Origin of the sequence: Pseudomonas sp. BIC9C (assembly GCF_034541995.1) — a bacterium.
Lineage (GTDB): Bacteria > Pseudomonadota > Gammaproteobacteria > Pseudomonadales > Pseudomonadaceae > Aquipseudomonas > Aquipseudomonas fluorescens_CC.
On the sequence record NZ_JAWDGM010000001.1, the window covers coordinates 372584 to 385453 of the forward strand.

Below are 12870 nucleotides of genomic sequence, written 5' to 3' on the forward strand. Positions count from 1 at the left end.
ATCTGCAGCCGCTTTTATTCAGGCATTTTCAGCGGGCTGGGCGAGATGATCACGCCGTTGTTGTCCGCATAGATGTAATGGCCCGGATGGAAGGTCACGCCAGCGAAGGTCACGGCAACGTTGAGATCACCGATACCGCGCTTGTCGGTTTTCATTGGGTGGCTGGCCAGCGCCTGGACCCCCAGGTCGGTTTGCGCGATGACGTCGACATCACGGATGCAACCGTAGATCACCAGGCCTTCCCAGCCATTACTGGCCGCTTTCTCGGCGAGCATGTCGCCCAGCAGCGCGCGGCGCAGGGAGCCCCCGCCATCGACCACCAGGACCTTGCCATTGCCCTTGAGCTCGACTTGCTCCTTGACCAGCGAGTTGTCTTCGAAGCACTTGATGGTCACGATTTCGCCACCGAAGGAATCACGGCCGCCGAAATTGCTGAACATCGGTTCCAGCACCTGCACCAGCTCCGGATAGGCATCGCACAGGTCAGGCGTGAGGTAATGGATCATCGAGAAACTCCTGTAAAGAGGAAGACAGCACGAACATCAGTGATGGCTCAGCCACGGAAAGTGACCAGAACAGCTCAATGCGTCATATCTTAGCCGCAAGCCGACCAGAGCGAAATGCCCTTGTTAGAGCATCAGGCTCAAACCGCCGCGGCAAAATCTCCCTGTTCTCCCAACAACGGCGTCTGCTGGTCCGCCAGCCAGCGGGCCACCAAAGGCCAGACTTCAGCCTGGGCGGGCTTGCTGACAAGCATTTCAACATGGCCGAAATTATCGGCAAAACCCTGGTCACGACCTAGATTGATAAATTGCTTGTGCTCGGAACCGAACTTCTCGAACAGTTTGCGACAAGCCCACGCCGGATCCTGATGATCACCCGCTGCGCTCACGGCGAGCACTGGCAACTTGACCTCGGCCAAACCGTCCCACCAGTTTTTATCGGCGTCGCCGAAGCGCCCGAACAGACCGTACCAACGCATGCTTTCCAGGGCCAGACCGATGGGCTCGTCCTCCGGACCGCGTTTGAGCCTTGATCCGGACAACTGGGCAAAACGCTTGAGAATGAAGCGACCGCTCCACTCCACCGGCGGAATCTTCAATGGCCAGTAAGTGCGACTGACCTGAGTGCCAAAAAACGCTGCCGAAGCTACGACTGGCTCACCGATGTACTCGCCGCCCAGCGCGGCTGCCAGGGTAATACCGCCCAGCGAGTGACCGATCCAGTGCGGGACCTGCCCGCTCTGTTCGCGCACGAACGCACCAATGGCCGGCAGGTCATAGCGAGCGTAGTCGGCGACACGGTTCTTACGGTAGTCGTGGTTGCGCTGGGACAGGCCGTGACCGCGCATTTCCGGAATCCAGACGTCGAACCCCAATCGGGTCAGATAGGCGCCCAACCCCAGGCCCTTGGGAGAAAACCAGAACCGGCGATTGGAAAAGCTGCCGTGCAGCAGGATCACCGGCACGCCGCGGGAAGATGGCTCATCAGCCATGCCGAGACGCGTCACGGCCAGCTCGACGGTGAAGTCGGGGCTGTTGCCGGGCTTCAAACGATACACATCTTCGCTCAGATCACCGCGCCGTTCGGCGCTGATCAGGGCGACAGGAAATAGGTTGCTGCTGCTTTGCATAATCTCTTGCACAAAAAAGGGCGGCATCCAGATGGAGCCCGCCCTGCGTAATCAACTGTAGGAGCGAGCTTGCTCGCGATGAACTTCAGAACACCGCGTTTATCCAGGACAAACGCGTTATCGTTAGCGACCATCGCGAGCAAGCTCGCTCCTACAACAACACCATCAAGCTGATGCTTGACCTTCCGCCAGGAAGAACCAGGTTTCCAGTACGGAGTCCGGGTTCAACGACACGCTTTCGATGCCCTGTTCCATCAGCCACTTGGCCAGGTCCGGGTGGTCCGAAGGGCCCTGACCGCAAATACCGATGTATTTGCCGGCCTTGTTGCACGCGGCAATGGCATTGGCCAGCAGCTTCTTGACCGCCGGATTACGCTCATCGAACAGGTGCGCAATGATCCCGGAGTCACGGTCCAGGCCCAGGGTCAGCTGGGTCAGGTCGTTGGAGCCAATGGAGAAACCGTCAAAGAACTCGAGGAATTCTTCCGCCAGGATGGCGTTGGACGGCAGTTCGCACATCATGATCACGCGCAGGCCGTTTTCGCCACGGGCCAGACCGTTTTCCGCCAGCAGGTCGACCACCTGGCTCGCTTCGCCCAGGGTACGGACGAACGGCACCATGATTTCGACGTTGGTCAGGCCCATCTCGTTGCGCACACGCTTCAGCGCGCGGCACTCGAGCTCGAAGCAGTCGCGGAACGATTCGCTGATATAACGCGACGCACCGCGGAAGCCCAGCATCGGGTTCTCTTCTTCCGGCTCGTACAGCTTGCCGCCGATCAGGTTGGCGTATTCGTTGGACTTGAAGTCCGACAGGCGCACGATGACTTTCTTCGGCCAGAACGCAGCCGCCAGGGTGCTGATGCCTTCGACCAGTTTCTCGACGTAGAAACCCACCGGATCGTTGTAGCCGGCGATGCGCTTGTCGACGCTTTCCTTGATGTCCAGCGGCAGGCCGTCGTAGTTCAGCAGCGCCTTGGGGTGCACGCCGATCATGCGGTTGATGATGAACTCCAGGCGAGCCAGGCCCACGCCGGCGTTCGGCAGCTGCGCGAAGTCGAAGGCGCGGTCGGGTTACCGACGTTCATCATGATCTTGAACGGCAGCTCGGGCATGGCGTCAACGGAGTTCTTCTTGATGTCGAAGCCCAGTTCGCCTTCGAAGATGAAACCGGTGTCGCCTTCAGCGCAGGAAACGGTCACGCCCTGGCCGTCTTTCAACAGCTGCGTGGCGTTGCCGCAACCGACTACCGCCGGGATACCCAGCTCACGGGCGATGATCGCCGCGTGGCAGGTACGGCCGCCACGGTTGGTGACGATGGCGCTGGCGCGCTTCATGACCGGTTCCCAGTCCGGGTCGGTCATGTCGGACACCAGTACGTCGCCTGGCTGGACCTTGTCCATCTCGGACACGTCCTTGATGATGCGGACCTTGCCGGCGCCGATGCGCTGGCCGATGGCGCGACCTTCCACCAGCACGGTACCGGTTTCTTTCAACAGGTAACGTTCCATGACGTTGGCCTGGGTGCGGCTCTTCACGGTTTCCGGACGGGCCTGCACGATGTACAGCTTGCCGTCGTCACCGTCCTTGGCCCACTCGATGTCCATCGGGCACTGGTAGTGCTTCTCGATGATCATCGCCTGCTTGGCCAGCTCGCTGACTTCGGCGTCGGTCAGGCAGAAACGTGCGCGATCGGCCTTGTCCACGTCGACGGTCTTGACCGAACGACCGGCCTTGGCCTCGTCGCCGTAGATCATCTTGATGGCCTTGCTGCCCAGGTTGCGGCGCAGGATGGCCGGGCGACCGGCGGCCAGCGTGCCCTTGTGGACGTAGAACTCGTCCGGGTTCACCGCGCCTTGTACGACGGTCTCACCCAGGCCGTAGGCGCCGGTAATGAACACCACGTCACGGAAACCCGATTCGGTATCAAGGGTGAACATCACGCCGGCGGTGCCGGTTTCGGAGCGGACCATGCGCTGTACGCCGGCCGACAGGGCTACCAGCTTGTGGTCGAAGCCCTGGTGCACGCGATAGGAAATCGCGCGATCGTTGAAAAGGGATGCGAACACCTCTTTGGCGGCGCGAATGACGTTTTCGACACCGCGGATGTTCAGGAAGGTTTCCTGCTGACCGGCGAAGGATGCGTCCGGCAGGTCTTCGGCGGTAGCGGAAGAACGCACGGCCACGGCCACGTCAGGGTTGCCGGCGGACAGCGCGGCGAACGCGGTGCGGATTTCGGCATTCAGTTTTTCAGGGAACTCGGCTTCCATGATCCATTGACGGATCTGGGCACCGGTCTTGGCCAGGGCATTCACGTCGTCGACGTCCAGGACATCGAGGGCATCGTGAATCTGCTGATTCAAGCCGCTCAGCTCCAGGAAATCACGATAAGCCTGAGCGGTCGTGGCGAAGCCACCGGGCACCGAAACACCGGCACCTGCCAGGTTGCTGATCATCTCGCCCAGGGATGCGTTCTTGCCCCCCACATGCTCAACATCGTGTTTGCCGAGCTTATCGAGGGAAACTACGTACTCTACCAAGGTGATCTCTCCACTAACTGTGTTGGAAAAGCTCAGAAACCGGCTGCTCTATGGAGCGTTTGCCAGCTATATGGCCTGGACCTGGAAAATAAGTGAGAATGCGGGCCATTGGCGGCCGGCAAATCGCGCCTATCATATCCAAGAATGATCATTAGCTTAAGGCCCAAGGTGCAAATGAAACGATCTGCTTTCTTTATCTCCGATGGTACCGGCATTACTGCCGAAACCCTGGGTCAAAGCCTACTGGCGCAGTTCGAAAACATTACCTTCAGCAAAGTCACGCGGCCGTACATCGACAACGTGGACAAAGCGCGGGCCATGGTACAACAAATCAACAAGGCCGCCGAAACCGACGGCTTCCGTCCGATCATCTTCGACACCATCGTCAATCAGGACATTCGTGAGATTCTCGCAACCTCGAATGGTTTCATGATCGACATTTTCTCGACGTTCCTGGCACCGCTTGAACAGGAGCTGACCGAGCATTCTTCCTACACTGTCGGCAAATCCCATTCCATCGGCTCCAACACCAATTACATGGAGCGGATCGAGGCGGTGAACTTCGCCCTCGACAACGACGACGGCGCCCGCACGCACTATTACGACAAGGCCGACCTGATACTAGTGGGCGTGTCGCGTTGTGGTAAGACACCGACGTGTCTGTACATGGCGATGCAATTCGGCATCCGCGCAGCCAACTATCCGTTGACCGAAGACGACATGGAGCGCCTGCAACTGCCCAGCGCCCTGCGCGCCCACCAGCACAAGCTGTTCGGCCTGACCATCGATCCGGACCGCCTGACCGCCATTCGCAACGAGCGAAAGCCCAATAGCCGCTACTCGAGCTACGCCCAGTGCGAGTTCGAAGTGCGCGAGGTGGAAAACCTGTTCCGCCGCGAGAACATTCCGAACATCAACTCCACGCATTTTTCCGTTGAAGAAATCTCCGCGAAAATCCTGGTGGAGAAAGGCGTCGAGCGGCGGTTCAAATAGAGCCGGCAGCTGCGAACTCAAGCCAACGCTGGTGTGGGTTCGCAGCTACCAGGCTACTTCAGCCGTTTAAGCAGTTCATTGGCGACGTCCATTGTCGATTCGGGGTTCTGTCCGGTAATCAGCTCACGGTCGACCACCATATTTGAACTCCATGGCAGCAGGTTGGACCGATAGCGCCCTCCCGCCTGCTCGAGTGCCGTCTGGGGCATGTATTTCATTTCTCCCCCTTGAAGTCGGCCGTTACGCTGCGCCCACTTTTCCTCCGTGTTGCTCATGACCGTCATGTTGTAGCCGGCATATATCCAGCCGGCCCCCGGATCGGCGCGACCTGTCGACTCCAGTGCGCGAGCAAAGCCCGCCGGGTCCGGCAAGGTGGACAGCAGCGCGGCGGGACCGTGACACACCATTGCCGTGGGCTTGCCCCGTTCGTTGAAGTTCGCCAGAAGCCTGCCCATCAACGGGCTCTCGGTAAGATCCTGCATGGGTGCCCGGCCACCGGGCACATACAACGCATCGAACTGCTCATAGCCCATCTGCTCGACGCGGGTCAGGCTGATGACCGGTGATTCATCGGCAGACGTGAGCTTGAGCGTTTCCAGCAAGGTTTTGTGCGCATTGAAAACTGCCTCGTCATTACCGAAGTAGGACTTGTTCAGAGAGCCCTGATCCAGTATCGGAGCCCGCCCCAACGGGGTCGCGAAGGTCACCTTGTGATCGGCATCGAGCAGCATTTTCACAGGCTGCATGAGTTCGTTGAAATAAAAGCCGGTCTGCACGGACTTGCCGTCCTTCAGGTCGAGCCTTTCGGCATCCGACAGTACGACCAGCACATGGGCGGCCAGGGCGGTTTGACTGGTAGCCCAAATCCCGGCGCTCAGCATCAGCGTCATCAGTTTTTTCATATCGTCTCCAAAGGTTTCCACAGGCGCTTATTGCCTGAAGCCCGTAGAAATTATTGCTACCTTGATCGCCGATAAACCCGTCTGGAAGACAATCTCTTTGGCCCCTGGAAGTAAAAATGGAACGTCGATTCGATCACCTGACCGATGTCGAAACCTTCATCACCGTCGTCGACAAGGGTACGTTGAGCGCAGCCGCCGTCGCCCTGGTCACTACCCCATCGGTGATCAGCCGAGCCATCAAACGCCTGGAAAAAAAGGTCGGGGTACAGTTGCTCAGGCTCACCACGCGCCGGCTGTGCCTGACCGAGGCAGGACGCCTGTACCTGGATCAAATGCGTAACGCTTTCGGCATGATTGCGGACGTGGAAAACACTCTGCAAAGCCAAAGGGAACAACCCGGCGGTCTTCTGCGTATCAGCGCGCCCTCCACCTATGGCCATTACCGATTGCCGGCACTGCTGGCAGTCTTCAACCGACACTACCCGCAGGTCCGAATCGAACTGAGCATCTGCAACCGCAATGTCGACCTGGTGGCTGAAAACTTCGACCTGGCCATTCGCATGGGCGCCTTACCCGACAGCCGGATGATCGGGCGCAAGCTCGAAGATGCACGCCTGTGCCTCGTCGCCGCTCCCCAATACCTGCAACGAGCCGGTGTGCCGCGCAACCTCGACGACTTGAAAAGTCATGCGTGCCTGACCTTTGTCATCCCCGGCACAGGCAGAATCAGACCCTGGCAACTGGTCGAAGATGGGCGGTCCGTCGACTGGGTACCGATGGCAACGGTGCAGGTCTCGGAGGACGTCCTGGGTATCGTTTCCCTGGCTGAACAAGGCCTGGGCATTTGCCAGACCTATGATTTCATCGTCCGCGAACGCATCCGGCAGGGGCACCTGGTGGAGTTACTCGAACAATCGAGCGGACGGACACGATCCTTTTCAATGGTCTACCCCCATCATCGGCTTTTATCCTCTGCCGCTCGCGCCCTGATTGATTTCCTGACCGGACAGTACCGCCGGTGAATCGAAGGCACTCAAAGGCGCATCGCGCAATCGCGCTGCTGCCTCAGATCACGAACAAGTCCACAAACCGGTTCACCGGCGTCGCTTCAAGCGCTAGCTGATCCTTGCACAATTGAAAAATCTGCGCACACCGCTGCGCCGTGAAACGCGTCGCCAGGTTTGCCTTGAACTTGTCCTCCAGCAACGCAATACCCTCAGCGCGGCGCCGACGATGGCCGATCGGGTACTCCACCTCCACCTTCCCCGTGCTCGCCCCATCCTTGAAAAACACCTGCAGCGCATTGGCGATGGAGCGCTTGTCAGCTTGCAGATATTCACGGGTGTAGCGAGGCTCTTCGACGATGACCATCTTGTCACGCAGCACGTCGATGATCGGATGCGCCTTGTGGAAGTCATCCTCATAGTGCTCGGCCACCAGATTGCCGAAGGCCAGCGGCACGGCGGTCATGTACTGAATGCAATGATCGCGGTCGGCGGCATTGGCCAGTTGGCCGACCTTGGAAATGATGCGGATCGCCGATTCGTGGGTGGTGATGACGATCCTGTCGATTTCGTGCAACCGATTACGCACTTGCGGATGAAGCGTCACCGCGGCTTCGCAGGCGGTTTGCGCGTGAAATTCGGCGGGAAAGCTGATCTTGAACAGCACGTTTTCCATCACGTAACTGCCGTACGGGCGAGAGAAGCTGAAGGTGCGCTTGTCTGCGGGCTTGAGCGCCAGATCGTTGTTGGTGTGACTGAACAAGACATCGTAGAAACCCCATTGCCTGGCACTCAACACACCGGGGATGCCCATTTCACCGCGCAAGGCGATGTCCGCCAGACGCACGCCACGGCTGGACGCATCCCCCGCCGCCCAGGATTTGCGCGAGCCGGCATTCGGCGCATGGCGGTAGGTACGCAACGCCTGTCCGTCGGCGAAGGCATGGGAAAGCGCCGAGAGCATCTGCTCGCGGTTGGCGCCCATGAGCCTGGCGGTGACCGCGGTCGAGGCGACTTTCACCAGAATCACGTGATCGAGACCGACGCGGTTGAAGGCGTTCTCCAGGGCAATCACGCCTTGAATTTCGTGAGCCATGATCATCGCTTCAAGCACGACGCGCACGGTCAGCGGCGCATCGCCATTGGCCAGACGCTTTTGCGACAAATGGTCGGCCACCGCGAGAATGGCGCCGAGATTATCCGACGGATGCCCCCATTCGGCGGCGAGCCAGGTGTCGTTGTAGTCCAGCCAGCGCACGATGCAGCCGATGTCCCACGCCGCCTTGACCGGATCGAGCCGAAAAGAGGTGCCTGGCACACGGGCGCCGAACGGTACGACGGTGCCTTCGACCACTGGCCCCAGATGCTTGGTGCATTCGGGAAAACGCAGAGCCAGCAAGCCACAGCCCAAGGTGTCCATCAGGCAGTTGCGGGCGGTGTCCAGGGCTTCTTGCGACTCGACCTTGAAGTTGAGGACGTAGTCGGCGATGTCCTGCAGGACCTTGTCGTAATCCGGGCGATTGTTGAGGTCAACGTTGGCGCTCATGCTCGATTCACTCTGCGGGTGTTTCGTTGATGGGACCTCGGTTCAGGGCGATCTCAGCGGGTGAAAACACTTTTATTTTGATAACGCATCACCTGTGGGAGCGGGCTTGCCCGCGATAGCAGTGCATCAGCCAACATAGATGTTGAATATGAAGGCCTCATCGCGGGCAAGCCCGCTCCCACAAGGACTTGGGTGATTTCTGAATTTACGTCAGAAAGAATCCCCCGGCACGCGCACGAACCCTTCCATCAACACCCGCGCACTGCGGCTCATGATGGCTTTGTTAACCGTCCATTCGCCGTTCACCAGGCTGGCCTCGGCGCCGACGCGCAAGGTGCCCGATGGATGACCGAAGCGCACCGCGTTGCGTTCGACACCGCCCGCCGCGAGGTTGACCAGGGTGCCGGAAATCGCCGCCGCGGTACCGATGGCCACCGCCGCCGTGCCCATCATCGCGTGGTGCAGCTTGCCCATGGACAGCGCGCGAACCAGCAGGTCGACATCGCTGGCTGCAATCGCCTTGCCGCTGGACGCCACGTAATCCGCGGGTTTGGCCACGAACGCCACCTTCGGCGTGTGCTGCCGTTTGGCCGCTTCGTCGATATCCGATATCAGGCCCATGCGCAGCGCGCCATAAGCCCGGATGGTCTCGAACATCAGCAAGGCTTTCGGGTCGCCGTTGATCGCACCCTGCAGCTCGGTGCCCTTGTAGCCGATGTCCTCGGCATTGACGAAAATCGTCGGGATACCGGCGTTGATCATGGTGACTTTCAGCGTACCGACGCCTGGCACTTCCAGGTCATCGATCAGGTTGCCGGTGGGGAACGTCGAACCGCCGGCGCCCTCTTCTTCCGCTGCCGGATCAAGAAATTCGAGCTGCACTTCAGCGGCCGGGAACGTCACGCCGTCGAGTTCGAAATCGCCGGTCTCCTGCACCTCTCCATGGGTGATCGGTACATGGGCGATGATGGTCTTGCCGATGTTGGCCTGCCACACGCGAACCACCGCCACGCCGTTGTGCGGGATGCGGCTGGCGTCCACCAGGCCGTTGCTGACGGCGAACGAGCCGACCGCCGCCGACAGGTTGCCGCAGTTGCCGCTCCAGTCGACGAAAGGCTTGTCGATGGACACTTGGCCGAACAGGTAATCAACGTCGTGATCGGCCTTGATGCTTTTCGACAGGATCACGGTTTTGCTGGTGCTGGAGGTCGCGCCGCCCATGCCGTCGATTTGTTTGTCGTACGGATCCGGGCTGCCGATGACACGCAGCAACAAGGCGTCGCGGGCCGGGCCGGGGACCTGCGCTGCTTCGGGCAAATCCTTCAGGCTGAAAAACACGCCTTTGCTGGTGCCGCCGCGCATGTAGGTGGCGGGGATTTTGATCTGCGGTGCGTGAGACATGAGTGCTCCTTCATAACAGGCACGGGACCTGAAGTCCCGTGCCTGTACAGCCTGTATTAGACGGCAACCGCCGATTCTTCGAGGAAGTCCTGGGCGAAGCGTTGCAACACGCCGCCGGCCTCGTAGATCGACACTTCTTCGGCGGTGTCGAGGCGGCAGGTCACCGGCACTTCGACGCGTTCGCCGTTCTTGCGATGGATCACCAGTGTCAGCTCGGCACGCGGGGTGCGGTCGCCAATCACGTCGTAGGTTTCGCTGCCATCGATGGCCAGGGTGTGGCGGTTGGTGCCAGGCTTGAATTCCAGTGGCAACACGCCCATGCCCACCAGGTTGGTGCGGTGGATGCGTTCGAAACCTTCGGCGGCAATCGCTTCCACACCCGCCAGACGTACGCCCTTGGCCGCCCAGTCGCGAGACGAACCCTGGCCGTAGTCAGCGCCTGCGATGATGATCAGCGGCTGCTTGCGATCCATGTAGGTTTCGATGGCTTCCCACATACGCATCACTTTGCCTTCCGGCTCGACACGGGCCAGCGAACCCTGCTTGACCTTGCCGTTTTCCTGAACCATTTCGTTGAACAGTTTCGGGTTGGCGAAGGTCGCGCGCTGCGCAGTCAGGTGGTCACCACGGTGAGTCGCGTAAGAGTTGAAGTCCTCTTCCGGCAGGCCCATTTTCGCCAGGTATTCGCCAGCGGCGCTGTCCAGCATGATGGCGTTGGATGGCGACAGGTGATCGGTGGTGATGTTGTCCGGCAGCACCGCCAGCGGGCGCATGCCCTTGAGCGGACGCGCCCCGGCCAGTGCGCCTTCCCAGTACGGCGGACGGCGGATGTAGGTGCTCATCTCGCGCCAGTCGTAGAGCGGCGCGACTTTCGGGCCGGTGTCTTCGTGGATGGCGAACATCGGGATGTACACCTGACGGAACTGCTCCGGTTTCACCGACGCCTTGACCACGGCGTCGATTTCTTCGTCGCTCGGCCAGATGTCTTTCAGGCGGATTTCCTTGCCATCGACCACACCCAGTACGTCTTTTTCGATGTCGAAACGAATGGTGCCGGCAATTGCATACGCGACCACCAATGGCGGCGACGCGAGGAACGCTTGCTTGGCGTACGGGTGAATCCGCCCGTCGAAGTTGCGGTTGCCGGACAACACCGCAGTGGCGTACAGGTCGCGGTCGATGATCTCTTGCTGGATCACCGGGTCCAGTGCGCCGGACATGCCGTTGCAGGTGGTACAGGCGAAAGCCACGACGCCAAAACCGAGCTGCTCCAGCTCATCGGTCAGGCCGGCTTCATCGAGATACAGCGCCACGGTTTTCGAGCCCGGCGCCAAGGACGACTTGACCCACGGCTTGCGGGTCAGGCCCAGCTTGTTGGCATTGCGCGCCAGCAGGCCGGCGGCGATCACGTTGCGCGGGTTGCTGGTGTTGGTGCAACTGGTGATGGCGGCGATGATCACCGCGCCGTCCGGCATTTGCCCCGGTACGTCTTCCCACTTCCCGGAGATGCCTTTCGCCGCCAGATCCGAAACCGCCACACGGGCGTGCGGGTTGCTCGGGCCGGCCATGTTGCGTACCACCGAGGACAGATCGAAGGTCAGGCCGCGCTCGTACTGCGCGCCCTTGAGACTGTCGGCCCACAGGCCCGTGGTCTTGGCGTAGTTCTCGACCAACTGCACCTGCTCGTCTTCACGACCGGTGAGCTTGAGGTAGTCGATGGTCTGCTGGTCGATGTAGAACATCGCCGCGGTGGCGCCGTATTCCGGGGCCATGTTGGAGATGGTTGCGCGGTCGCCGAGGGTCAGCGCGGAGGCGCCTTCGCCGAAGAATTCCAGCCAGGCACCGACCACTTTTTGCTTGCGCAGGAACTCGGTCAGCGCCAGCACCATGTCGGTGGCGGTGATACCCGGTTGCAGCTTGCCGGTCAGTTCGACGCCAACGCTTTCCGGCAGACGCATCCAGGAGGCGCGGCCGAGCATCACGCTTTCGGCTTCCAGACCACCGACACCGATGGCAATCACGCCCAGTGCATCGACGTGCGGGGTGTGGCTGTCGGTGCCGACGCAAGTGTCGGGGAAGGCCACGCCGTCACGCACCTGGATCACCGGATACAGTTTCTCCAGGTTGATCTGGTGCATGATGCCGTTGCCCGGCGGGATCACGTCGACGTTCTTGAACGCTTTCTTGGTCCAGTTGATGAAGTGGAAACGGTCTTCGTTGCGACGGTCTTCGATGGCGCGGTTCTTCTCGAACGCCTCCGGATCGAAACCACCACGCTCGACGGCCAGGAGTGGTCGACGATCAGTTGCGTCGGCACCACCGGGTTGACTTGCGCAGGGTCACCGCCTTGCAGGGCGATGGCATCACGCAGGCCGGCGAGGTCGACCAAAGCGGTCTGACCGAGAATGTCGTGGCACACCACGCGGGCCGGGAACCACGGGAAGTCGAGGTCGCGTTTGCGCTCGATGAATTGCTTCAGGGATTCGGTGAGCGTGGCCGGGTCGCAGCGACGCACAAGGTTTTCCGCCAGCACGCGGGAGGTGTACGGCAGGGTGTCATAGGCGCCAGGCTGGATCGCCTCGACCGCTGCGCGGACATCGAAGTAATCCAGGTGGCTGCCGGGCAGCGATTTACGGAATTCTGTGTTCATCGTCAAGACTCGGTCACGGTGGTTTCAAAGGGCGGGGCCTGGCACCGGTATTGAAGTGAACCTGGTCAAATGTGGGAGCGGGCTTGCTCGCGAAAGCGGTGTATCAGTCAACATCAATGTTGGATGTCAGTCCGTCTTCGCGAGCAAGCCCGCTCCCACACTGGTTCTCGGTTCATTCAGTGACCAGCGCTGTAGCCTCCA

The 12870-nt window shown here is 60.4% G+C and carries 7 protein-coding genes and 2 pseudogenes; 2 read left to right on the forward strand and 7 right to left on the reverse strand.

Annotation, left to right across the window (positions count from 1 at the left end; all coding sequences use genetic code 11):
* Positions 1-14: 14 nt before the first annotated feature.
* The 3 genes and pseudogenes from rraA to ppsA all read right to left on the reverse strand — a co-directional run bounded on the left by rraA (position 15) and on the right by ppsA (position 4173).
* Positions 15-503, reverse strand: coding sequence for a ribonuclease E activity regulator RraA (gene rraA, locus RS887_RS01740; protein ID WP_181456758.1), 489 nt, complete (start codon positions 501-503; stop codon positions 15-17).
* Positions 504-643: 140 nt separating this feature from the next.
* Positions 644-1633, reverse strand: a complete 990-nt coding sequence (locus RS887_RS01745) for an alpha/beta fold hydrolase (RefSeq protein WP_322614156.1) — start codon at positions 1631-1633, stop codon at positions 644-646.
* A gap of 165 nt (positions 1634-1798) precedes the next feature.
* Positions 1799-4173, reverse strand: a pseudogene (ppsA, locus tag RS887_RS01750) (phosphoenolpyruvate synthase).
* 174 nt (positions 4174-4347) lie between these two features.
* Between ppsA and RS887_RS01755 the strand changes: the two are divergent.
* Positions 4348-5166, forward strand: coding sequence for a pyruvate, water dikinase regulatory protein (locus tag RS887_RS01755; RefSeq protein WP_008017606.1), 819 nt, complete (start codon positions 4348-4350; stop codon positions 5164-5166).
* Positions 5167-5219: 53 nt separating this feature from the next.
* Here the strand turns inward: RS887_RS01755 and RS887_RS01760 are convergent, their stop codons facing one another.
* Positions 5220-6068: a type 1 glutamine amidotransferase domain-containing protein gene (locus RS887_RS01760; RefSeq protein WP_322614157.1), complete on the reverse strand. Its 849-nt coding sequence runs from the start codon at positions 6066-6068 to the stop codon at positions 5220-5222.
* A 116-nt stretch (positions 6069-6184) separates the two neighbouring features.
* Here RS887_RS01760 and RS887_RS01765 point away from each other — a divergent pair, with 116 nt between their 5' ends.
* On the forward strand, positions 6185-7090 hold the full coding sequence (locus tag RS887_RS01765; RefSeq protein WP_322614158.1) for a LysR family transcriptional regulator: 906 nt from the start codon (positions 6185-6187) through the stop codon (positions 7088-7090).
* A 43-nt stretch (positions 7091-7133) separates the two neighbouring features.
* On the opposite strand, the gene prpD is transcribed toward RS887_RS01765, so the two are convergent.
* From prpD to acnD, 3 genes and pseudogenes are all read right to left on the reverse strand, one after another.
* The gene (gene prpD / locus RS887_RS01770) at positions 7134-8618 is read right to left on the reverse strand and encodes a 2-methylcitrate dehydratase (RefSeq protein ID WP_322614159.1); all 1485 of its coding nucleotides are present in this window, start codon (positions 8616-8618) and stop codon (positions 7134-7136) included.
* A 210-nt stretch (positions 8619-8828) separates the two neighbouring features.
* Positions 8829-10019, reverse strand: a complete 1191-nt coding sequence (gene prpF, locus RS887_RS01775; RefSeq protein WP_322614160.1) for a 2-methylaconitate cis-trans isomerase PrpF — start codon at positions 10017-10019, stop codon at positions 8829-8831.
* Positions 10020-10075: 56 nt separating this feature from the next.
* Positions 10076-12669 (reverse strand): annotated as a pseudogene (gene acnD, locus RS887_RS01780) (Fe/S-dependent 2-methylisocitrate dehydratase AcnD).
* Between the last annotated feature and the right edge of the window lie 201 nt (positions 12670-12870).